General features: G+C 69.9%; 19 protein-coding genes. 11 read left to right on the top strand and 8 right to left on the bottom strand.

Going from position 1 to position 22754, the window contains the following annotated elements; all coding sequences use genetic code 11:
- Window positions 1–92 precede the first annotated feature (92 nt).
- Window positions 93–1388 carry a sugar ABC transporter substrate-binding protein gene (locus tag RIN18_RS10670; protein WP_309103949.1) on the bottom strand — a complete coding sequence of 432 codons (1296 nt, stop codon included), beginning with the start codon at window positions 1386–1388 and terminating at the stop codon, window positions 93–95.
- Window positions 1389–1562: 174 nt separating this feature from the next.
- Between RIN18_RS10670 and RIN18_RS10665 the strand changes: the two genes are divergently transcribed.
- Window positions 1563–2588, top strand: a complete 1026-nt coding sequence (locus tag RIN18_RS10665) for a LacI family DNA-binding transcriptional regulator (RefSeq protein WP_309103948.1) — start codon at window positions 1563–1565, stop codon at window positions 2586–2588.
- A gap of 11 nt (window positions 2589–2599) precedes the next feature.
- Here the strand turns inward: RIN18_RS10665 and RIN18_RS10660 are convergent, their stop codons facing one another.
- On the bottom strand, window positions 2600–3445 hold the full coding sequence (locus RIN18_RS10660) for an NAD(P)-dependent oxidoreductase (RefSeq protein WP_309103947.1): 846 nt from the start codon (window positions 3443–3445) through the stop codon (window positions 2600–2602).
- Window positions 3446–3502: 57 nt separating this feature from the next.
- Here RIN18_RS10660 and RIN18_RS10655 point away from each other — a divergent pair, with 57 nt between their 5' ends.
- The 5 genes from RIN18_RS10655 (at window position 3503) to RIN18_RS10635 (ending at window position 9550) form a co-directional block, all read left to right on the top strand.
- Window positions 3503–4516: a LacI family DNA-binding transcriptional regulator gene (locus RIN18_RS10655; RefSeq protein WP_309103946.1), complete on the top strand. Its 1014-nt coding sequence runs from the start codon at window positions 3503–3505 to the stop codon at window positions 4514–4516.
- Window positions 4517–4758: 242 nt separating this feature from the next.
- The gene (locus RIN18_RS10650; RefSeq protein ID WP_309103945.1) at window positions 4759–5478 is read left to right on the top strand and encodes an L-ribulose-5-phosphate 4-epimerase; all 720 of its coding nucleotides are present in this window, start codon (window positions 4759–4761) and stop codon (window positions 5476–5478) included.
- On the top strand, window positions 5475–7058 hold the full coding sequence (locus RIN18_RS10645; RefSeq protein WP_309103944.1) for an FGGY-family carbohydrate kinase: 1584 nt from the start codon (window positions 5475–5477) through the stop codon (window positions 7056–7058). The genes RIN18_RS10650 and RIN18_RS10645 overlap by 4 nt, the downstream gene beginning before the upstream one ends.
- Window positions 7059–7094: 36 nt before the next feature.
- Entirely contained in the window at window positions 7095–8618 is a 1524-nt protein-coding gene (gene araA, locus RIN18_RS10640; RefSeq protein ID WP_309103943.1) for an L-arabinose isomerase, read from the top strand.
- Between the two features lie 44 nt (window positions 8619–8662).
- The gene (locus tag RIN18_RS10635) at window positions 8663–9550 is read left to right on the top strand and encodes an aldose 1-epimerase family protein (RefSeq protein ID WP_309103942.1); all 888 of its coding nucleotides are present in this window, start codon (window positions 8663–8665) and stop codon (window positions 9548–9550) included.
- Between the two features lie 40 nt (window positions 9551–9590).
- On the opposite strand, the gene xylB is transcribed toward RIN18_RS10635, so the two are convergent.
- Window positions 9591–10904, bottom strand: coding sequence for a xylulokinase (gene xylB, locus RIN18_RS10630; RefSeq protein WP_309103941.1), 1314 nt, complete (start codon window positions 10902–10904; stop codon window positions 9591–9593).
- A 3-nt stretch (window positions 10905–10907) separates the two neighbouring features.
- A complete protein-coding gene (gene xylA, locus RIN18_RS10625) occupies window positions 10908–12098 on the bottom strand; it encodes a xylose isomerase (protein WP_309103940.1) in 1191 nt (396 codons plus the stop codon).
- Between the two features lie 142 nt (window positions 12099–12240).
- Between xylA and RIN18_RS10620 the strand changes: the two genes are divergently transcribed.
- On the top strand, window positions 12241–13365 hold the full coding sequence (locus RIN18_RS10620; RefSeq protein ID WP_309103939.1) for an ROK family transcriptional regulator: 1125 nt from the start codon (window positions 12241–12243) through the stop codon (window positions 13363–13365).
- 3 nt (window positions 13366–13368) lie between these two features.
- Here RIN18_RS10620 and RIN18_RS10615 read toward each other — a convergent pair whose 3' ends face one another.
- Window positions 13369–13974 carry an antibiotic biosynthesis monooxygenase gene (locus RIN18_RS10615; protein ID WP_309103938.1) on the bottom strand — a complete coding sequence of 202 codons (606 nt, stop codon included), beginning with the start codon at window positions 13972–13974 and terminating at the stop codon, window positions 13369–13371.
- Between the two features lie 434 nt (window positions 13975–14408).
- On the opposite strand from RIN18_RS10615, the gene RIN18_RS10610 reads away from it, so the two are divergent.
- The 4 genes from RIN18_RS10610 to RIN18_RS10595 all read left to right on the top strand — a co-directional run bounded on the left by RIN18_RS10610 (window position 14409) and on the right by RIN18_RS10595 (window position 18934).
- Entirely contained in the window at window positions 14409–15911 is a 1503-nt protein-coding gene (locus tag RIN18_RS10610) for a CoA-acylating methylmalonate-semialdehyde dehydrogenase (protein WP_309103937.1), read from the top strand.
- Window positions 15912–15955: 44 nt separating this feature from the next.
- On the top strand, window positions 15956–17131 hold the full coding sequence (locus RIN18_RS10605) for an acyl-CoA dehydrogenase family protein (protein WP_309103936.1): 1176 nt from the start codon (window positions 15956–15958) through the stop codon (window positions 17129–17131).
- Window positions 17128–18015 (top strand): 3-hydroxyisobutyrate dehydrogenase, encoded by an 888-nt coding sequence (mmsB, locus tag RIN18_RS10600; protein WP_309103935.1) that lies wholly within the window; start codon window positions 17128–17130, stop codon window positions 18013–18015. The genes RIN18_RS10605 and mmsB overlap by 4 nt, the downstream gene beginning before the upstream one ends.
- Before the next feature lie 142 nt (window positions 18016–18157).
- Window positions 18158–18934: an enoyl-CoA hydratase gene (locus RIN18_RS10595; protein WP_309103954.1), complete on the top strand. Its 777-nt coding sequence runs from the start codon at window positions 18158–18160 to the stop codon at window positions 18932–18934.
- Window positions 18935–18958: 24 nt separating this feature from the next.
- Here RIN18_RS10595 and RIN18_RS10590 read toward each other — a convergent pair whose 3' ends face one another.
- Genes RIN18_RS10590 through RIN18_RS10580 form a run of 3 tightly spaced genes read right to left on the bottom strand, consistent with a single transcriptional unit; the run spans window position 18959 to window position 22751 of the window.
- Window positions 18959–19402, bottom strand: coding sequence for a YdeI/OmpD-associated family protein (locus RIN18_RS10590; RefSeq protein WP_309103934.1), 444 nt, complete (start codon window positions 19400–19402; stop codon window positions 18959–18961).
- A gap of 41 nt (window positions 19403–19443) precedes the next feature.
- Window positions 19444–21075: an ABC transporter ATP-binding protein gene (locus RIN18_RS10585; protein WP_309103933.1), complete on the bottom strand. Its 1632-nt coding sequence runs from the start codon at window positions 21073–21075 to the stop codon at window positions 19444–19446.
- Window positions 21072–22751 carry an ATP-binding cassette domain-containing protein gene (locus RIN18_RS10580; RefSeq protein WP_309103932.1) on the bottom strand — a complete coding sequence of 560 codons (1680 nt, stop codon included), beginning with the start codon at window positions 22749–22751 and terminating at the stop codon, window positions 21072–21074. The genes RIN18_RS10585 and RIN18_RS10580 overlap by 4 nt, the downstream gene beginning before the upstream one ends.
- Between the last annotated feature and the right edge of the window lie 3 nt (window positions 22752–22754).

Raw genomic sequence — 22754 nt, 5'->3', positions numbered from 1 at the left:
GCGGCGGCGCTCGGTGGTCGCGCTCGAAGTCATGTCGATCTCTCTCGTTCGGGGTCGGTGGGGCGGCGCACTGGGCGCCGCCCCACCTCGGATCACTGCGAAAGGATCGCTGTGATCTCGTCGTTGTCGGCGTCGACGGAGTCCGCGCCGTCGAGCACCCGGTTGCGTACGAGCGAGAGCCACGGGCTGCCGGGCGCGTTGAACGCCTGCTGGAAGTTCAGCGCGACGGGCGTGCTGCCCTCTGCCGCGACCTCGTTGATCGTCACCAGACGCGGATCCGCTGCGGCGTACTCGTTGTCGGCGAGGTCTCCGCGCGAGACCGCGTTGCCGTCCTTGGCGAGCACCTCGACCTGCGCCTCCTCCGACATCATCCAGTTGAGGAAGTTCCAGGCCTGAGCGGACTTCTTCGAGTCCTTCGAGATGCCGATGCCGTCGCCGCCGACAAAGGTGGAGACCCCGCCGTCAACGCCCGGGATGCCGGCCACGCCGGCGTCGAACTCGAGCGACGGCAGGAGTGTCGCGGGGAAAGGCATCACGCCGACCTTGCCCTCGCTGAACGCCGCCGTCCAGGTGGGGCCGGCTTCATCGGTCGAGCTCGGAAGCACCGCGCCCGCCTCCTGCAGCTCGGCCCACGTGTCGTACACGGCCTGGGCGGCGTCGCCGTTGAGCAGCGACTCCGTGCCGTCATCGCTCATGACCTCATCACCAGAGGCCCAGACCGACGGGAACCAGGTGAAGACGAGGCATCCACCACAGTTCAGGCCGGTGGCCGTGCCGTAGGTGTCCGGCTTGTTCAGCGCCTGCACCGCCTGCGCGGCCGCAGAGAACTCCTCGAGCGTCGCGGGTGCCTTCTCGGGGTCCAGGCCCGCCTCGGCGAAGAGCTCCTTGTTCCAGAAGAGCATCGAGAGGTCGAGGGCGAACGGCAGCACGTACTCCTTGTCGTCGACGGTGCCGGCGGCGAGGTGGCCCTGGTTGATCTCGTCCTTGAAGTCGAGGCCGTCGATCTGTTCGGAGATGTCGGCGAACAGGCCCTGCTCCGCCCAGTTGGGCACGTACACGATGTCTGCGGCGAACAGGTCCGGAAGCCCTCCGGATCCTGCGGCAGCGCCGACCTTGGCGACGTAGTCGTCGTTGGGGACCACGGTGAGCTCGACCTGGTTCTCGTGGCTGGCGTTGTACGCGTCGACCAGAAGCTTCGCCTGGCGCTCGATGGGAGCGCGGGTCCAAAGGGTCAGGGTCGAACCGTCGTCGGTGCCCTCGGCGGTGATGGGCTCTTCGCGAGCGGCCTCGCCGCCGGATGCGCAGGCCGCGAGAGGGCCGGCGATCAGAGCGGTGACCGCAAGGGCCGTGACGGTGCGTCGCAGCGCACGGCGTCGGGTGGTGTGCATGGGGTGGCCTCCAGGACTCGTCGGTGAGCGGATGCTGTCGTCGGGCGACGGCGCCGTTTGTCTCAGGGGCTGTCATCGAAAACTCCGAAACCCCTTTCGAAAAGGTATATCGTGAATGATGAGCGGCGGTCAAGGAACGCTCCGATAACCTTTCAGCAACGGGCAGGGGGCGAGATGGCGAACGGCGAATCTGCGAACAGGGCGGCGACCCTGAGCGACGTCGCCCGCCGCGCCGGAGTGTCGATCGCCACCGCATCCAAGGCGCTCAACGATCGCGGCGACGTCGCCGCGTCGACGCGGGCGAAGGTGCTGGCCGTTGCGGCGGAGCTCGCCTTCACGCCGAACGCCATGGCGAGGGGGCTGCTCGCCGGGCGCACCGGCACCGTGGGGTTGCTCACCAGCGACCTCGAGGGCCGCTTCATGATCCCGATCCTGATGGGAGCGGAGGACGCCTTCGGCGCCGGGCGGATCAACGTCTTCCTCTGCGACGCCCGCGGCGACGCCATCCGGGAGCAGCACCACCTGAAGGAACTGCTCAGCCGCCGGGTCGACGGGATCATCGTGGTCGGACGCCAGACCGACCCCCGGCCGTCGCTGGGACAGGAGATCCCCGTCCCCGTCGTCTACGCGTACGCGCCGTCGGACGACCCGCGAGACCTCTCGCTCACGCCGGACAACTACGCCGGCGGACGCCTGGCGATCGAGCACCTGCTCGCCTGCGGGCGGCGGCGCATCGCGCACATCTCCGGCGAGCCGTCCTACGCCGCAGCGCAAGATCGTCTTGCCGGAGCCAGGGCGGCGCTCGCCGAGGCGGGCCTCGAACTCGTCGGGGAGCCAATGCTCTCGGAGTGGACCGAGCACTGGGGCCGTGATGCCGGCGCCCTGCTGCTGCAGCGGCATCCCGAGATCGACGCGGTGTTCTGCGGCTCCGACCAGATCGCGCGCGGCGTTCTCGATTCGGCGCGGGACCTCGGCCGCGCGGTGCCGGACGACCTGGCCGTCATCGGTTACGACAACTGGGAGGTGCTCGCCACCAACGCCCGCCCCGAATTGACGAGCATCGACGCGAACCTGCAGCAGCTGGGCCGGCAGGCGGCGCTGCGCGTGTTCGACGCGATCGACGGCATCGACATCGGCGAGGGGGCGCACCACCTGCCGGTGCGGCTCGTCATCCGGGGATCGACGATCGCCCGGCGCTGAGCGGGAGCCGGTCAGACGTGGTCTCGCCAGGAGTGCCGTGGCTCGAAACCGAGCACTCGGCGTGCCCTGTCGATCGACAGCAGCGTCTCGTTGGGGCCGACTTCGCGGGTGACCGGTACGCCGGGGAACACCTCGGCGATCAGCTCGGCGTTCGGGCGCGACATCACCGTGTCGGCCGCGGCGATGATGAACCGGTCGAACCCGGGAGCTGCGACCTCGAGTGCTCGCTGCACGGCGTGAGCGCCGTCGCGCGCGTCGATGTAGCCCCAGAGGTTCCACTTACGCAGCCGGGCGTCGGCATCGAACGCGGGGAAGGCGGCATAGTCCTCCGGGTCCATCACGTTCGAGAATCGCAGCGCCGTGATCGACAGGTCGGGGTGCCAGCGAACGAGTTCGTTGGCCAGCTGCTCTTCGAGGGTCTTCACGAGGGAGTACACCGACTCGGGACGGGCCGGATACTCCTCGTCGACGGGGATGTACGGCGGCGGAACGTCGAAGGGCAGCCCCAGAACCGTCTCGCTCGACGCGTATACGATGCGCCGGATGCCGAGCCGGACGGCCGCCCAGAACACGTTGAAGGTGGCCGGCATGTTGTTGTGGAATGTCGCCACATCGCTGCGGATGCCCGGCGCCGGGATCGCCCCGAGGTGCACCACGGCGTCGATGCCGTCATGCCGATCGCCCACCGAGGTGAAGGCGTCGACGACCTGGCCGTAGTCTGTGAGGTCGACCTGCACGAAGCCGGGGCCCCGGGCGCCGGCGATGTCCATGCCGATGACGTCGTACCCGGCGGCACGCAGTTCCCTGGCGACGACGCGGCCGAGCTTGCCCGATGATCCGGTGAGTGCGATGCGCATGTCACCAGAGTGGCACGAACGCCGGCATCCGGCATCCGGCGTCGTACACTCGTCCGCGTGAGTGAGACGAGCAGCGGCCCGGCCCGCGCGGTGGGCGTGCGCGAGGTCGCCGTCCGCGCCGGAGTCTCGCGACAGACGGTGTCGCGGGTGCTCAACGACCATCCGGAGGTCGCTGCCGCCACGAAGGAGCGCGTGCTCGCCGCGATGGCCGAGCTCGGCTATCGCATGAACAACGCCGCCAGAGCGCTGGGTACCCGCCGCACCCGCACGATCGGCGTCCTCGCCTCCGATGCCCTGCAGTACGGCCCTTCTCGCAGCATCGCCGCGATCGAGGCCTCCGCCCGGCAGGCCGGGTACTGGGTGAGCGCGGCGTTCGCCGACTCGGGCGACGCCGAAGCGGTGACCGGCGCGGTCGACCATCTCGTCGGCCAGGGCGTGGAGGGGATCGTCGTGGTCGCGCCGCACGCGCGCACGCTGCAGACGGTGGAGAGCCTGCGCGTCGGCATCCCCGTCGTCACGCTGCACTCGGCGGGGTACGGGTCCCACGGCCTGTGGGTGGATCAGACCGCGGGTGCGCGGCTCGCCGTCGCCGCGCTCGCCGACGCGGGGCACACCCGCATCGCGCATCTGGCGGGGCCGGCCGACTGGCTCGAGGCCGAGTCCCGTGCGACGGGGTTCGCCGCCGAACTCGCCGCGAGAGGGCTCGACGAAGGTCCGGTGATCGCGGGGGACTGGACCGCGGGCTCGGGCTACGCGGCGGTAACCGCGGTGCGAGCGGCGGAGGTCACGGCGGTGTTCGCCGCGAATGACCAGATGGCGCTCGGGTTGCTCAGCGGGCTGCACGAGGCGGGTGTTCCGGTGCCGGGCGAGATCAGCGTGGTCGGGTTCGACGACACCCCGGATTCGGCGTTCTACTGGCCGAAGCTCACCACCGTCCGGCAGGACTTCGACGAGCTGGCGCGCCGAGCGGTGGCTGTGCTGACCGGCGGCTCGGCGGCCGCCGCCTCTGACCTCACGCCCGTCGCACCGCAGCTGATCATGCGCGATTCGGTCGCAGCGCCCCGCCTCTGACACCGCTGAGACGGTCCGTCAGGCTCCGACCGCGTTCACAACTCCTCAAGAATGAGGACGGCTGTCCTGCCGAATCCCGACTTCACGCCGATCCTGCGCGGTCGAACGGTCGGTCCCCACAGATTTTGAGGAGTTGTGCGCGGCTGCTGCTTTGGACCACCCCCGCCTTGACGCTCCCCATGCCGACATGGCACACTGCTGTGACCGGTCACAGTGACCCGCCCCGCACCGATGAGGTATCCGTGAGCAACGAGGCCCCCGCCTTCACCCCCGAGATCGAAGCCGCGATCGCACGCGTGCGCGAGGACGTCGCGCGGCTGCACGGCGAACTCGTGCGCTACGGCCTGGTCGTCTGGACCGGCGGCAACGTCTCGGGCCGCGTCCCCGGCGCCGACCTCTTCGTCATCAAGCCCAGCGGTGTGAGCTACGACGACCTCGCCCCCGAGAACATGATCCTCTGCGATCTCGACGGCGAGGTGGTCCCCGGTTCCGCCGGCAGCGAGCGCTCGCCCTCCAGCGACACCGCAGCCCATGCCTACGTATACCGGCACATGCCGGACGTCGGCGGCGTCGTGCACACCCACTCGACGTACGCCGTCGCCTGGGCGGCGCGCGGCGAGGAGATCCCCTGCGTCATCACCGCGATGGCCGACGAGTTCGGCGGCCCCATCCCGGTCGGCCCCTTCGCGATCATCGGCGACGACTCGATCGGACGCGGCATCGTGCAGACGCTCAGCGGCCACCGCTCCCGCGCCGTGCTCATGCAGAACCACGGGCCCTTCACGATCGGAGTCGACGCGAAGGATGCCGTCAAGGCCGCCGTCATGGTCGAGGACGTCGCGCGCACCGTGCACCTCGCCCGCGAGGCGGGTCCGCTCATCCCGATTCCGCAGGAGGCGGTCGACAGCCTCTTCAACCGGTATCAGAACGTGTACGGCCAGAACTCGGACAGCCGCCGATGAGCGCCCGCGACGACATCGCGGCCGGTCGCACGAGCCTCGGCATCGAACTCGGCTCCACCCGCATCAAGGCCTGCCTCATCGGCAGCGACCCCTCCGAGGTGCTCGCGACAGGGTCCTTCGCATGGGAGAACCGGCTCGAGGACGGCCTGTGGACCTACGACCTCGACGAGGTGTGGCGGGGGCTGCAGCACGCCTATGCGGATCTCGTCGCCGACGCGGACGAGCGGCACGGAATCCGCCCCGACGCCGTCGGCGCCATCGGCATCTCGGCCATGATGCACGGCTACCTGGCGTTCGACGCCGCCGGCGACCTGCTCGTGCCGTTCCGCACGTGGCGCAACACGAACACCGGCCGCGCCGCCGACGAGCTCTCCGAGCTGCTGGGCGTGAACATTCCGCTGCGGTGGTCGATCGCGCACCTGCACCAGGCCGTCCTCGACGCCGAACCGCACGTGCCGCAGCTCGACTTCGTGACGACGCTCGCCGGCTACGTGCACTGGCGTCTCACCGGCCAGCGCGTCCTCGGCGTCGGCGACGCCTCCGGCATGTTCCCGATCGACGCGGCGACGGGCGACTACGACGAGCGGATGCTGCGCGCATACGGCACGCTCGCCGGCGACCGACTTCCCACCACGGCGAAGAACCTGCTGCCGGCCGTGCTTCCTGCCGGCGCCGGAGCCGGCACGCTCACCGCCGAGGGCGCTGCCCTGCTCGATCCGACCGGTGGGCTGACGGCCGGCATCCCCCTCTGTCCGCCCGAGGGCGACGCCGGCACCGGCATGGTCGCGACCAATTCCGTCGCCCCCCGCACCGGCAACGTCTCGGCCGGCACCAGCATCTTCGCGATGGTCGTGCTCGAGCGTCCCCTGACCGCGGTGCACCACGAACTCGACCTCGTCACGACGCCGGCGGGCGACCCGGTCGCGATGGTGCACTGCAACAACGGCGCGAGCGAGTTGGCGGCCTGGGCAGGCCTGTTCACACGATTCGCCGCGGCCGCGGGGCACCCCGTCGATGACGACACCGTGTTCGACGCCCTGTTCCGCGAGGCGCTCCAGGGTGAACCGGATGCCGGCGGCCTGATCGCCTACAACCACCTCGCGGGTGAACCGATCGCGGGTCTCACCGAGGGTCGTCCGCTGTTCGTCCGAACGCCCGACAGTGCGTTCACGTTGGCGAACTTCATGCGCGCCCAGCTCTACGGCGTCTTCGGCACGCTCGCCCTGGGAGTGAAGGTGCTGCAATCCGAGGGGGTGCAGCTTGACCGCATGTTCGCGCACGGGGGCATGTTCCGCACCGCCGGCGTCTCCCAGCGTTTCCTCGCCGGAGCCCTCGGGGCGCCCGTCACCGTCGGAGAGCTCGCCTCCGAAGGAGGCGCCTGGGGGATCGCGGTGCTCGCCGCGTATCTCAGCCACGCCGAGGAGTCCTCGCTCGGGGCGTACCTCGACGAGACGGTCTTCGCCGCGGCATCCCTCGTCACCGCCGACCCCGATCCGGCCGATGTCACGGGCTTCGCCACCTACCTCGACCGCTACCGCGCCGGCCTCGCCATCGAAGCCGCCGCCGTCGACTCGCTCTGACCAGACTCGCCCTGCACAACGAAGGACGCACTCGCCATGACCCGCACCCCGCTCACCACCTCGCTCGACGGCTACGAGGTCTGGTTCCTCACCGGCAGCCAGCACCTTTACGGTCCCGAGACCCTCGCGCAGGTCGCCGACCAGTCGCAGCAGATCGCCCGTCTCCTCGACGACGCCGCCGAGACTCCGGTGAGGATCGTCTGGAAGCCGGTGCTGACCGACGCCGCCGCGATCAAGCGGATCGCGCTCGAGGCCAACGCCGACGACCGCGTCATCGGCCTGGTGGCCTGGATGCACACCTTCAGTCCCGCCAAGATGTGGATCGCGGGTCTCGACGCCCTGCAGAAGCCTCTCGCGCACCTGCACACGCAAGCGAACGTCGAGCTTCCCTGGGCCGACATCGACTTCGACTTCATGAACCTCAACCAGGCCGCCCACGGCGACCGAGAGTTCGGCTACATCCAGACCCGCCTCGGTGTGCCGCGCAAGACGATCGTCGGTCACGCGAGCGACCCGCGCGTGCGGCAGGAACTCGGCACCTGGCAGCGGGCGGCCGCCGGCCTGGCCGCCTCCCGCTCGCTCAAGCTCGCCCGTTTCGGCGACAACATGCGCTTCGTCGCGGTGACCGAGGGAGACAAGACCGAGGCCGAACTGCGCTTCGGGGTGCAGGTGAACACGTGGGGTGTGAACGAGCTGGCGGATGCCGTCGTTGCGGCCTCGTCGGCAGACGTCGATGCGCTCGTCGCCGAGTACGAGGAGCTGTACGAGGTCGCACCCGAGCTCCGCCGCGGCGGAGAGCGTCACGAATCCCTGCGGGACGGGGCGGCGATCGAGCTCGGCTTGCGGTCGTTCCTCGAAGAGGGCGGCTTCGGCGCCTTCACCACCTCGTTCGAGGACCTCGGTGAGCTGAAGCAGCTCCCCGGTCTCGCCGTGCAGCGGCTGATGGCCGAGGGCTACGGCTTCGGTGCCGAGGGCGACTGGAAGACGGCGATCCTGGTGCGCATCGCCAACGTGATGGGGGCGGGCCTTCCCGGCGGCGCCTCGCTCATGGAGGACTACACCTACGACATGACCCCGGGCGACGAGCTCATCCTCGGCGCCCACATGCTCGAGGTCTCGCCGTCGCTGACCACGGGAAAGCCGACGCTGGAGGTCCACCCCCTCGGCATCGGCGGCAAGGCCGACCCGGTCCGACTCGTCTTCACCGCCGACCCTGGACCCGCCGTCGTCGTCGCGCTGAGCGACATGCGGGACCGGTTCCGACTCACCGCGAACGTCGTCGAGAACGTGCCGCCGCGCGCCTCCCTGCCCAAGCTCCCGGTCGGGCGTGCCGTCTGGAAGCCGGCGCCCGACTTCAACACCAGCGCCGCCGCGTGGCTCACGGCCGGGGCCGCGCACCACACCGTGATGTCGACCGCGGTCGGCATCGAGGCGTTCCGCGACTTCGCCGAGATGGCCGAGGTCGAGCTGCTCGTCATCGACGATGCGACGACACTGCCGGAATTCCAGAAGCAGGTGCGCTGGAACCAGGCGTACTACCGGCTGGCACAGGGCCTGTGACCGCGCCGGACAGCAGCGGGCGACGTCCGCGTTCCGGGCGGCAGGTGCGCATCACCGGCCACGGATACGAGGCGGTCATCGCGAGTGTCGGCGCCTCGCTGCGGTCGCTGAGATTCGAAGGTCGCGACCTCGTGGTGCCGTTCGACGCCGACGAGGTGCGACCGAACTACCGCGGAACGACTCTCGCCCCGTGGCCGAACCGCATCGTCGACGGCCGCTACCGTTTCGGCGGGGTCGAGCACCAGCTGCCGCTGACCGAACCCGAGCGCGGCCATGCGCTGCACGGGCTGCTGGCGTGGGCAGATTTCACCGAGAGCCTTCTCGTCGACGATCGGGTCGTGCTGTCGGCGATCATCGAGCCGCAGACCGGGTATCCGTTCCGCGTCGAAGTCGAGACCGAGTACCGCATCGATGCCGACGGTCTGCACCAGACGGTCACCGCCCGGAATCTCGGTGCGGATGCCGCTCCATGGGGCACGGGTCCCCACCCCTACCTCGTCGCCGGCCCGGGTCGGGTGGACGACTGGACGCTGAGCCTGCCAGCATCCGAGGTCCTCACGGTGACCGCCGATCGGCTGAGCCCGGTGGCCCTCGAGTCGGTGCAACGGCATCCGCAGTGGGACTTCCGAAGCTCGCGCCGGATCGACGACGTCTTCATCGATCATGCCTTCACCGCGCTCGGCCGCGTCGACGGCGTCGCGACCGTCGAGCTGCGAGCAGGCGAAGGCGGAGTCGGGATGGCGTGGGACGAGCGCTGCCCGTGGGTGCAGGTGCACACCGCCGACACGCCCGCCGTGCCCGGCACGCACCGCGTCGGCCTGGCCGTCGAGCCGATGACCTGCCCGCCGGATGCCTTCAACACCGGCACAGACCTGGTGGTGCTGGAGCCGGGCGCGATCCACGCGGCATCCTGGTGGATCTTCTCGCTGTAGGAGCGATGCCGGCCCGCACTTCGAAATGACGACCGGACCGCTACCGACCGGCGACCAGGGCAGCGGCCTGGCGGGCTGCCCCCAGCGCGACGTATTCGCCGGGCTCGGGGATCTCGACGGGGATGCCGAGTACCAGCGGGGCGATCTCGCGGACGGCCGCGGACTGCGCCCCGCCGCCGATCAGCACGGCACGCCGGAGCGGCACTCCGAGTTCGCGGAGCGCATCCAGCCCAGCGCCGAGACCTGCGAGCATGCCCTCGACCGCTGCCCTCGCCAGATTCTCGCGCGTCGTCGAGGCCAGCGTCATGCCACTGAGCGTCGCGGTGGCATCCGGTAGGTTCGGCGTGCGCTCACCCTCGAAGTACGGCACCAGTCGCAGCCCTTCGGCGCCGGGGGATGCTGAGAGCGCGAGACGGCTGAGCTCGTCGTGATCGACCCCGAGCAGGCGAGCGGTCACATCGAGGACCCGCGCCGCGTTGAGGGTGCACACCAGCGGGAGGAAGTGCCCGTCGGCCGAGGCGAAACCCGCGACGATGCCCGACGGGTCGACCGCCCGCTCCTCGTGCACCGCGAACACAGTGCCGCTCGTCCCGATCGACACCACGACATCGCCGAGACCGGCGCCCACGCCGAGTGCCGCCGCCGCGTTGTCGCCCGCGCCCGGTGCGACGGCCCGCCCGCGCGCGTCCGCGACCGATTCGGCCGCGCCCAGCACTCGGGGCAACAGGGCATCGTGACCGAGCGCTGCGATCAGCAGTTCACGGTCGTAGGCGCCGGTCGCCGGATTCCAGTACCCCGTTCCCGATGCATCGGAGCGGTCGGTGACGAGTTCGTCGAGCGCGGGCCCGGCCGGCGCACCCGGCGACCCGACGGGGCCGAATCCCCGCAGCCGCCAGGTGAGCCAGTCGTGCGGCAGCGCGACGGCGGCGACCCGTGCGGCGTTGTCTGGCTCGTGGTCGCGCAGCCAGCGCAGCTTCGAGATCGTGAAGGATGCCACCGGCACGAGTCCCGTGCGCTCGGCGAGCGCCTCGGGCCCGAACTCGTCGACGAGGTCGGCGGCGGCATCCGCCGACCGGGTGTCGTTCCACAGCAGAGCGTCGCGGATGACGCGGCCGTCGGTGTCGAGCGCCACGAGACCGTGCTGCTGGCCGCCGATCGACCACGCCTGGACATCGTCCATGCCTCCGGCATCGGCGATGGCCGCGTTCAGCGCCCGCCACCACGCGTCGGGGTCGACGGACGTGCCGTCAGGGTGCTCGGCGCGGCCGCTGCGCACCACCTCGCCGGTGGCGGTGTCGACCACCACGACCTTGCAGGACTGCGTCGAGGAGTCGACGCCGAGAACCAGAGCCATCGCTCAGCGTGCGCCGAGGAGGTGCTCGGTGGCCAGCTGCTGCAGGCGCACGAAGCCGAAGCCGTGACCGCCGAGGTACGAGTTCGCGTCGAAGTCCTCGAACGCCGAGCGGTCGGCGATGAGGTCGTCGTACGACTCGCCGCCGTTGAGTGTGGGCTGTGCGAGCTCTGCGACCTTCGCCTCGGCGAGCGCCTCCTGCACCTCCGGGTCGGCGCGGAATGCCGCTGCACGCTCCTTGAGCAGCAAGTACGTGCGCATGTTCGCGGCGGCCGATTCCCACACCCCCTTCTCGTCTTCGGTGCGGCTGGGCTTGTAGTCGAAGTGACGCGGTCCGTCGTACGCGGGCACGCCGCCGGGGCCGCCGTTCTCGAGCAGGTCGACGAGGGCGAACGCGTTGTGCAGGTCACCGTGGCCGAACACCAGATCCTGGTCGTACTTGATGCCGCGCTGGCCGTTGAGGTCGATGTGGAAGAGCTTGCCGTGATACAGCGCCTGGGCGATGCCGGCGGCGAAGTTCAGGCCGGCCATCTGCTCGTGTCCGACCTCGGGGTTCAAGCCGACGAGTTCCGGACGCTCGAGCGAGTCGATGAAGGCGATCGCGTGCCCCAGCGTCGGCAGCAGGATGTCGCCGCGCGGCTCGTTGGGCTTCGGCTCGATCGCGAAGCGGATGTCGTAGCCCTTGTCGGTGACGTAGTCGCCGAGCAGGTTGACGGCCTCGCGGTAGCGCTCGAGGGCTGCGCGGATGTCTTTTGCGGAGTCGTACTCGGCGCCTTCGCGGCCGCCCCACATCACGAACGTCTTCGCCCCGAGCTCGGCGGCGAGGTCGATGTTGCGCAGCACCTTCCTGAGCGCGAACCGGCGCACCTGCCGGTCGTTGGAGGTGAAGCCGCCGTCCTTGAAGACCGGGGCCGAGAACAGGTTGGTCGTGACCATCGGCACGATCACGCCGGTGTCGGCGAGCGCGCCCTTCAGGCGATCGATTTGGGTCTGCCGTTCGGCATCCGTGGATCCGAACGCGAACAGGTCGTCGTCATGGAAGGTGAGGCCGTACGCGCCGAGCTCGGAGAGCTTCTCGACCGCGTGCACCACGTCCAATGCCGGGCGGGTCGGGCCGCCGAAGGGATCGGTGCCGTTGTAGCCGATCGTCCAGAGACCGAACGAGAACTTGTCGTCACGGGTGGGGGAGAGGCTCATGATGCTCCTTCGCATGGTGCCGGGTGGCGCCCGTCGTGTAAATTGTTGTTGCAGACAACATATAGCGCGTTCGAGGGGATGTCCACCCCTCCTAGACTGAGCGAGGCGCGATGCGGAGGGTGACGTGACGACGGATGCGGTGATGACGGATCCCGTCGACGGCGTGCGGGCACGCAACCTCTCCCGCATCCTGCGCCTCGTGCATCTGCGGGGGCCGCAGTCACGTGCCCAGCTGACGGCGGCGACCGGCTTGAACCGGTCGACCGTCTCCGACCTGGTCGGCGAACTCGTGGCGGACTCGTGGGTCATCGAGCGGGACCCCGACCCGGCCGGGCGTGTGGGGCGGCCGTCTCCGGTCGTCGAGGCGTCGCCTGAGACGGTCGTGATCGCGGTGAACCCCGAGATCGACGCCGTCGAGATCGCCGCGATCGACCTCGGCGGCCGCATCGCCGCGCGCGAGCGGGTCGAGGGGGAGGGGGCGCCGTCGGCCGAGCAGGCGGCCACGCTCATCGCCGAGGTCGTGGCCCGTTGGCGCGGTGGCCCGTTGCAGGATTCTCGCGTTGTGGCGGTCGGCGTCGCCGTGCCGGGACTCGTTCGCGCCGCCGACGGGCTGGTGCGCAACGCGCCGCATCTGGGTTGGGTGGATGTTCCGGTCCGAGCACTCGTCGAGGCGGCGACGGGTCTCCCCGCCGCGGTCGCAAACGATGCCAGCCTCGGTGCTCTGGCCGAGCACCTGTTCGGAGCGGCGCAGGGTGCGCGCGACGTCGTGTACCTCAACGGCGGCCCCTCCGGCATCGGCGGTGGGATCATCGTCAACGGTGCGCCGGTGGGCGGGGTCGGCGGCTATGCCGGCGAGTTCGGCCAGAACCGCGTCCGGCCCGATTCGGCCATCGTCCTCGAGGATGAGGTCAGCCGCTCCCGGCTGCTCGCGGCGCTCGCACTGACGTCGGCGGACGATCAGGCCCTCGCTGCAGCGCTCGCCGCCGATCCCGGCCCCGCCGTGCGTGACGAGGTCGCGCGGCAGCGGGCCGTGCTCGCGCATGCGATCGCGAACGCGGTCAACGTGCTCAATCCGTCCGTGGTCGTCCTCGGGGGTTTCCTGGCATCGCTCGCCGACCTCGACCCGGAAGGCTTCGCGGATGCCGTCGGTGCAAGCGCCATGGCCGAGAATGCCGAAGGGCTCCGTATCCTGCCGGCATCCCTCGCGGCCGACCGGCTGCTGCTGGGGGCCGCAGAACTCGCGTTCACCGCCGTCGGCGTGATCTGACGCTCAGCGCGCGAGCCATCCGCGCAGCATCCTGGTGACCTGGGGCAGCACCCAGTAGGTCATGATCGGGGTGAGCACCAGGGTGGTGATGAGCACCCGCAGCCAGATCGGCAGGGCATCACCCCAGACCGGGATCGGACTCATCAGGTAGGTGAAAGCGAGGTTCACCGGGAAGAAGCCCAGCCATATCGTCACAGCCTGCTTCCACCGAGGTGGCGCCGGCGCCACCTCGGTGGCGCCGGTCGCGGCGTCCACCACGGTGATCGATCCCGTCGCCGGCTCGTCGAACCAGCCCTCGATTCCACTGCGGCGCTTCGAGCGCTCACTGCGGACGAACCCTTCGCCCATCGACAGCCACCACTCGCGCTCCGGTGAGCGCTCCCAGGCCTCGAGGGTCTCGACGCCGGCGAAGCGGTACAGCATGTGCCAGATCTGGGAGTGCTCTCCAGCGCGTACCCAGCCGGAGCCGAGGAACCCCGGGTACTTGCTGGCGAGATTGACCCCTGTCTGCACCCACGCGGTCGCCTCCGCGATGCGAGCGATGTCGACCTCCCGCCGGATGGAGACGGTGATGGGCTCGCTGGACAGCAAGGCGGATTCGCGGGACATGGTGGCCTCAGGAAGAAGGCGCCCCGGATCGCGGAACGCCGAACGTGGATGCGTCAGGGTCTCGACGCCGTCTCGATTCTACGGCCGGCCGGGAGAGTGGTGGTTCGAAAACCACGCGAACCGACGCGCCGGATGCCGCCTGGACGGAGAGGACCCCCGCCGACCCGATTTCGGCGGGGGTCTTGCGGTGTGGGAACCGCGGCGGGAGCGACCCGAGCGCTCACCGCGGCGCAGGACGACCCGATCCGGTCTCCGTCTTCCGCGCACTTGCAGTTATAGGCACTGGAAGTGGACGGCCGGTGAACCAGCGGTGAAGGATGCCGACAGACGGCGCACAAACTGCGATTCGCAGTTAGATGGACGCCCTAGTAAATCTCCGGAAACCCACGTATCCTGATCACTGTGCCAACGACGGCACGGAGGGATGTCACACAATGACTCGCACAATCCCGCACTTCGTGGGCGGATCGCTTCTCACTCCCGACGACGGACGCTTCGCCGACGTCTTCGACCCCAGTACCGGCGCCGTCCAGGCACGCGTGCCGCTGGCCTCGACCGACGACGTGCGCCGCGTGATCGCCGATGCGGAGGCCGCGCAGCCGGAGTGGGCAGCCACCAATCCGCAGAAGCGCGCCCGCGTGCTGCTGCGCTTCCTCGACCTCGTGCAGAAGGATATGACGGCCATCGCGCGTCTGCTCTCGAGCGAGCACGGCAAGACGGTCGACGACGCGAAGGGTGACATCCAGCGCGGCCTCGAGGTCATCGAGTTCGCCGCCGGTGCCCCGCACCTCCTCAAGGGCGAGTACTCCACCGGTGCCGGTGCGGGCATCGACGTGTACTCGATGCGTCAACCCCTCGGCGTCGTCGCTGGTATCACGCCGTTCAACTTCCCGGCCATGATCCCGCTGTGGAAGGCGGGCCCCGCGCTCGCCGCCGGCAACGCCTTCGTGCTCAAGCCCAGCGAACGCGACCCCTCGGTGCCGGTGCGCCTGGCCGAGCTCTTCCTCGAGGCCGGGCTGCCCGCCGGCATCCTCAATGTGGTGCACGGCGACAAGGAAGCCGTCGACGCGATCCTCACCGACCCCCGCATCCGGGCCGTCGGCTTCGTCGGGTCGACCCCGATCGCCGAGTACATCTATTCGACCGCCGCGGCGAACGGCAAGCGCGCCCAGTGCTTCGGCGGTGCCAAGAACCACATGATCGTGATGCCGGATGCCGATCTCGACCAGGTCGCCGATGCGCTGATCGGCGCCGGGTACGGTTCCGCGGGAGAACGCTGCATGGCGATCTCGGTCGCCGTCCCGGTCGGAGAGGAGACGGCGGACGCTCTCGCGGCGAAGCTCACCGAGCGAGCCGCCCAGCTGCGCATCGGACCTGCCCTCTCCGACGACGTCGACTACGGGCCCTTGGTCACCCGAGCGGCGGTCGAACGCGTCGAGCACTACATCCAGCTGGGCGTCGATGAGGGCGCGACGCTTCTCGCCGACGGCCGGGGCTTCCGCGTCGACGGGTACGAGGAGGGGTTCTACCTGGGCCCGACGCTCTTCGATCACGTCACGACCGACATGACGATCTACCGCGAGGAGATCTTCGGCCCGGTGCTCGTCATCGCTCGCGCCGCCGACTACGAAGAGGCGCTGCGGATGGCATCCGAGCACGAGTTCGGCAACGGCGTCTCGATCTTCACCCGCGACGGCGATGCCGCCAGGGACTTCGCCGCACGCGTCGAGGTGGGCATGGTCGGTGTCAACGTGCCGATCCCGGTTCCCATCGCGTACTACACGTTCGGCGGGTGGAAGAGATCAGGCTTCGGCGACCTCAACCAGCACGGCGCCGATGCCTTCCGCTTCTACACGAAGACCAAGACGGTGACGAGCCGCTGGCTGGCCGCCGGCATCCGCGATGGCGCCAGCTTCGTCATCCCCACCATGCACTGACAGCACCGCCCGCCCACAAGGCACCCACACCGCAGGAGCACACGATGACCATCGTCACCACCACCGAGGAGCGCGAGGCGATCCTCGATGCCGTCCGCGAGTTCGCCGAGACCGAGCTCGCGCCGTTCGCCGCCGAGCGCGACGAGAAGCACATCTTCCCGCGGGAGTCGCTGCGTCGCGGTGGCGAGCTGGGACTCGGCGGCATCTACGTCCGTGAGGAGTCGGGCGGTACGGCGCTCAGCCGCGAGGACACCGTGGCGATCTTCGAGGAGCTCGCCAAGGGCGACCCGACGCTGGCCGCCTACATCTCGATCCACAACATGGTGGTCTGGATGATCGACACCTACGGCGACGAGGCGCAGCGAGCGCGCTGGATGCCTGACCTCACCGCGATGGCTGAGTTCGGCGGCTACTGCCTCACGGAGCCGGGGGCGGGGTCGGATGCCGCGGCGATCGCCACCAGTGCGATCCGTGACGGCGACGAGTACGTGCTCACCGGCGTCAAGCAGTTCATCTCGGGTGCGGGCCAGGCGGCGGTCTACGTCGTGATGGCGCGTACGGGAGAGCCGGGCGCGCGGGGCATCACCGCCTTCCTCGTGCCGGGCGACGCACCGGGGGTGAGCTTCGGCGCCCAGGAGAAGAAGATGGGGTGGCACGCCCAGCCCACGGCCCAGGTCGTGCTCGACCAGGTGCGGGTGCCGGCATCCAGCATCCTGGGTGAGGAGGGGCGGGGCTTCGCGATCGCGATGTCTGCCCTGAACAGCGGTCGCCTCAACATCGCCGCGTGCTCGATCGGCGGGGCGCAGTGGGCGCTCGACCAGGCGGTGCGCTACGTGCACGAACGCTTCACGTTCGGCGAGCCCCTCGCCGAGAAGCAGTCGATCGTGTTCGCGATCGCCGACATGCAGACAGAACTCCGCGCCGCGCGCCTCATGGTGCGCGACGGGGCCCAGGCCGTCGATGAGGGGGCTCCGGATGCGACCATGCGGTGCGCCGCGGCCAAGCGTTTCGCCACGGATGCCGGGTTCGACGTCGCGAACAGGGCCCTTCAACTGCATGGCGGGTACGGGTACCTTCAGGACTACGGCATCGAGAGGGTGGTGCGCGACCTGCGCGTGCACCAGATCCTGGAGGGGACCAACGAGATCATGAGGATGATCGTGGGCCGAGAGGTCCTTCGGACCACGGCGAGCACCAGCCAGGGAACGAGCGCATCGTGACCCGCGTCGCGTTCCTCGGCCTCGGTCATATGGGGCTGCCGATGGCCGTGAACCTGGTTCGCGCGGGTCACGAGGTGCGGGGCTTCGATCTCGTCCCCGCCGCGATCGAGGCCGCGGGTGCCGCCGGCATCCGGGTCGCGGCGAGCGGAGCGGATGCCGTCGCCGACGCCGAGGTCGTCATCACGATGTTCCCCGCCGGCCGTCACGTCATCGAGGCGTACCGCTCCGAGCTGCTCGCCGCGGCCCGCCCCGGGACGCTGTTCATCGAGTCGTCGACGATCGCCGTCGATGAGGCGCAGACGGCGCATGAGCTCGCGCTCGCCGCCGGGCACCGCAACGTCGATGCGCCGGTGTCGGGAGGAGTCGTCGGTGCCGAGAACGGCACGCTGGCGTTCATGGTCGGCGGCTCCGACGAGGATTTCGCCGCCGCCCTTCCGCTCCTGGAGGCGATGGGAAAGCGCATCGTGCACTGCGGCGGACCCGGCCTCGGCCAGGCGGCGAAGGTGTGCAACAACATGATCCTCGCGGTGTCGCAGATCGCCGTGGCCGAGGCCTTCGTGCTCGGCGAGCGGCTCGGTCTCGAGCACCAGGCCCTGTTCGACGTGGCATCCAACGCGTCCGGGCAGTGCTGGGCGCTGACGACGAACTGCCCGGTGCCGGGCCCGGTGCCCACGAGCCCGGCGAACCGCGACTACCAGCCCGGTTTCGCCGGCGCGCTGATGGCGAAGGATCTCGGGCTCGCGCTGCAGGCGATCGAGCAGACTTCCACGGATGCGCAGATGGGCAGGCTCGCGCAGCAGATCTACGCGGCGTATGCCGCCGGCGACGGAGCCGGCCGCGACTTCTCGGGCATCATCTCCGACATCCGCGACGATCGCGTGTGACGGCATCCGACCGCGAGACTGCATCTCGCCGCCGAGAGGGTGGCGGAACGCCACTGGCTCGGCGGGAAACTGCAGTCTCGCCGCGACAGGGTGGGCTTGCAGGCCAGAATAGGCCGTGGACGACGATGAAGACGGAGGCACCGTGACCGAGTACGAGACGATCCTGGTCGAGCAGCGAGGGCGCGTCGGATGGATCACCCTGAACCGGCCCGAGGCGCTGAACGCCCTGAACAGCCGACTGGCCTCGGAACTCACCGCGGCGGCTGTCCGCTTCGACGCCGATGACGGCATCGGGGCTATCGTCGTCACCGGGTCGGAGAAGGCGTTCGCCGCCGGAGCCGACATCAAGGAGATGGAGGGCATGTCCGGCGCCGAGATGCACGAGACCGACCACTTCGGTTCCTGGCGCGACTTCGCCGCTGTGCGCACGCCGGTCATCGCGGCGGTGTCGGGCTTCGCCCTCGGCGGCGGCTGCGAGTTGGCGATGATGTGCGACATCATCCTGGCCGCCGACACCGCGAAGTTCGGCCAGCCCGAGATCAACCTCGGAGTGATCCCCGGCATGGGCGGCACTCAGCGGCTGATCCGCGCGGTGGGCTACTACAAGGCGGCGGAGCTGATCCTGTCCGGACGATTCATGGGGGCGGAGGAGGCCGAGCGCTGCGGCCTGGTCTCTCGGGTCGTGCCGGCATCGGACCTGCTCGCGGAGGCGGCGACGCTGGCCGAGGGCATCGCGTCGAAGTCGCTGCCGAGCATCTACGCCGCCAAGGGCGCGCTGGATGCCGCCATGGAGACCTCCCTCGCAGAGGGCCTCGCCCACGAGAGGCGAGCGTTCGCCTCACTCTTCGACACCCTCGACCAGAAAGAGGGCATGGCCGCGTTCCGCGAGAAGCGCACGCCGAACTTCCAGCACCACTGAGCGCAGGGCCGGTACGCCCTCACTTCAGTCGCGCAGCTCCTCCAGCACCTTCTTCAGCCGACGCTGCCTGGTCTCTTCCTGCTTGGCGTCGGCGATGTTGCGCGCCATCTCCTTGCGGCGGCTGTAGGTGACCGCTTCGAATCGCTCGCGCAGCCCTGGCTCGGCATCGAGGGCGACCGCGAGCGCCGGTGGCACGTCAACGGTGCGCTCGGCGGTGTCGACGTCGACGGTCGCTTCGATCTCCTGGCCGAGTTCCACACCGAGCTCCTCCCGTGCGGCCTTGCTGAATCCGATCAGGTTCTTGCCGCCCATCCTCGCCAGGCGAAGTCGCGCGGTGCGGTCGCCGATCGTCACCAGGACGGGCATGGTCTTTCCCGGCCCGAGAGTCGCGACCTGCTCGTCGGTCAGCTCGATGTTCCCTGCCGGTGGCGCATGGTTCAGGACCGTCTCGAGGTGAAGCGCTGTCATGTCCGCCAGGGTAGCCCTGGGTGCGGAGCGGCGCCACAGCCTCAGTCCGTGCGCTGCGTCGTCTCCAGGCGCACGACGCGGTCGGCGGCGGAGATCGTGGCCGGCCGGTGCGCCACGAGGAGCACGGCGCGCCCGTCCAGGTTTTTCAGGATCTCGAGCAACGCGGCGTCCGCCTCGGGATCGAGTGACGCGGTGGCCTCGTCCAGGATGAGCAGGCGGGGGTCTCGCAGTAGTGCACGGGCGATCGCGACGCGGGCGCGCTGACCGCCCGAGATGCCGGAGCCGTGCTCGCCGATCGGAGTGTCGAGCCCCAGAAGCAGACCGCTCTCGGGTCGCAGCAGCCCTGCGGGTCGTGCGGCCGCTTCGATCGCGTCGGCGGACGCATCCGGATCCCCCAGCACGATGTTGGATCGAATCGTGCCGCGCAGGAGCGGCGATGACTGCGGCACGACCGCGACGCGCTTTCGGAGGTCGTTGTTCGCCAGGTCGCGCAGATCGACTCCGTCGAGGCGGATGCTGCCGGCGTCCGGGTCCCAGATCCGGTGGGCGAGCCGCGCGACGGTGGTCTTGCCCGCACCCGTCGCACCGGTCAGCGCGACGATCTCACCGGGTAGGACATTCAGGCTGACATCGTCGAGAACCGGCCGGCGCCCGTCGTACGAGAACGTGACGTGCTCGAACACCAGGCCCTCCTCGGGCCGGGTCGGAGCGCCGACAGCGCGGTCGACGATCGCGGGTGGTTCGGCGAGGACTCCCAGGATGCGCTCTGCTGCCGCACGGAGTGTGCCGGCACTTCGAAGCAGATCGGCGATCTGCGCCGCCGGCGCGATACCCGAGACAGCCACCGTCACGGCCAGCGGGATGCCGGCGGGCGCGACGGAATCCTGGGCCATCAGCACCACGGCGATGACATCGATACTCGCGAGCGCCAGAGTGACGTCGGCGATCCCGCGCTCGGCACCGAGGCGGGAGGCCTCGCGTACCTGGATACGGGCGAGTGCGCGGGTGTCCTCGCTGAGGCGATCGATCTGCCTCCCGAGCGCGTCGGCGCCTATCAGCTCGCGAAGCCCGCGCACGGTGTCGAGAATCTCTGCGCGCAGCGCTGCCGCCCCGGCTGCGTGGGCGTCACCTGCGCGCCGAGCGCGACGAGCGGTGATCGTGGGAACAGCGACGCCGACGGCGAGCAGGGGCAGCCACACCAGCAGCAGAAGCGGCGTGATCAGAATCGAGACGGTGACGCTCGTCGCCAGGACGAGTGCGGCGCTGAGCGTCTGTGCGGCGGTGTGCGCATAGAGCCACTCGAGAGTCTCGATGTCTGCCGTGACGGCTGTGACGAGGTCGCCGCTGCGGCGAGGGCGGCGGCGAGAGGGGAGCGCCCGCCGCAGTGCGTCGAAAACCCGGCGACGCAGATGCCCGATCAGCCGGTACGCGAGATCGTGCGAAACCCAGGATTCACGCCAGGCTGCCAGCGCGACCAGCACGCCGGCGACGAGCAGGGCCGGTAACAGCCAAGGCGGGATCATCTCACCGGCGAGGCCGTGGCCGACCGCCAGGGCGAGCCCCAGAGCGATCAGCAGGATCCCCGTCTGTGTCAGGGCGCTCCACAACACGGTCTCGATCAGAAGCCCTGGTCGCGTGGCCATGACGGGCAGCAGCCGCAGGATGGGCTTCACGATGTGCCCTGCCGGACCAGAGCGCCGACCGGTGGCGGTCCGTCGCCCGCGTCGGCGATGCGACCATTTCGGAGGGCGATCCACCGGTCTGCATGCACGCAGGCGCTCTCACGGTGAGCGATGAAGACGATGGTGCGCCCCGGAGCCGCCGCGACCACGCCGTCCATCACCCGCTGCTCGGTGTGAGCGTCGAGGGCGGAGGTCACCTCGTCGAGCACGAGCACGGGAGCCGTGGAGACAAGCGCCCGCGCGACGGCCAGTCGCTGACGCTGACCGCCGGAGAGCTGCTCGCCGTTCTCGCCGAGCACGGTGTCATAGCCGCGAGGGAGATCGCCGATGACGTCATGGATGCCGGCGCTCTTCGCCGCTTCGAGCACCTCCGCTTCTGTCGCCTCGGGCCGGTAGAGGCGGAGGTTGTCGCGGACCGTCCACGCGAACAGGGTGGGATCCTGCGGCACGACCACGACGCTGCGAATGCGCGCGCTCGGGCTCAGGTCTCGAAGATCCGAACCGCCGAGCAGGATGCGTCCGGACTCGGGGTCTGACTCTCGCTCGAGCAGTCTGGCGAGGGTGCTCTTGCCGGACCCGGACGGGCCGAGGATGGCGACCTTCTCACCTGGTTCGATCCGCAGACTGACTCCGTGGAGACCGGCGTCTGTTCCAGGATGCCGATACACGATGTCGTCGATGTCGACGCCGCCGTCGGCGGCAGGTTCACGGATCGCGGCGCCGCGTCCGACAGGGACAGCGGCGGACATCAGCTGCTCGAGACCGTCGACGGCACTGAGGCCCAGGTATCCGGCGTGCCAGTGCGCCCCGAGTTCCTGAACGGGGCGGAAGCACTCCCGCGCCAGCAGCAGCACGGCCACGGCTTCAGCCGCCGGCGCGTTTCCGGCCGCGGCTGTCAGCAGGACTACGCTCACGGCGAGGATCACCCCCAGGTGCATCGCGAGAGCACTCACCCCTGTTTCGACGAGCGAGACCCGCAGTTGCCTCATCGTCGACAGCCGCAGCGCGTCGGCATCGGCCGCGAGACGCTCCGCGGCGCGAGCGTCCGCTCCGAATCCGCGCAGGAGGGGGATGCTCTGAAGGGCCTCCACGTAGTCGGATGAGAGTCGGGCGAAGCGTTCCCAGCGCGCGCGCCCGTTCTTCAGCAGCAGCGCGTCCCAGGCGCGCGGCGCGAGGACGGCGACGGCTGCGGCGAGGGCGAGGACGATGCCGGCGGGCAACGAGATGATGCTGATCACGACGACGACCGTCGCAGGCACGACGAGCACGACAGTCAGTTGAGGAAGGTAGCGGGTGTAGTAGCCGTCGAGCCCGTCGACACCGTCGATGATCGTCGCCGCCATCGTTCCGGAGTCCCGCGACGTCGCCGGTACGACGCTGAGCTGCTCGAGCAGCCGACGCCGGAGCCGTATCCGCACGGATGTGCCGACCCGGGCGGCCAGAGGCTCGCGGATCCAGATCACGGCTCCGCGCCCGATCGTGACGACAGTCAGCAGCGTCAACGCAGGCGTGAGGTGGTCATCACCTCGCACCACGGAGGCGATCACCCCGGAGAGCCCGAGTGCGAATGCCAGGTGCAGCGATGAGATGATCAGACCGGCGAGCGCGAGGAGCAGGATCGCGCCGGGAACCGCGCCGGCCAGCTGCAGCAGTCGTCGATGCAGCATCGC

This window comes from Microbacterium sp. (assembly GCF_031179285.1).
Taxonomy (GTDB): Bacteria; Actinomycetota; Actinomycetes; order Actinomycetales; family Microbacteriaceae; genus Microbacterium.
Note: the sequence above shows the minus strand (reverse complement) of the source record. Positions and strands in the feature narration are given on the sequence as shown.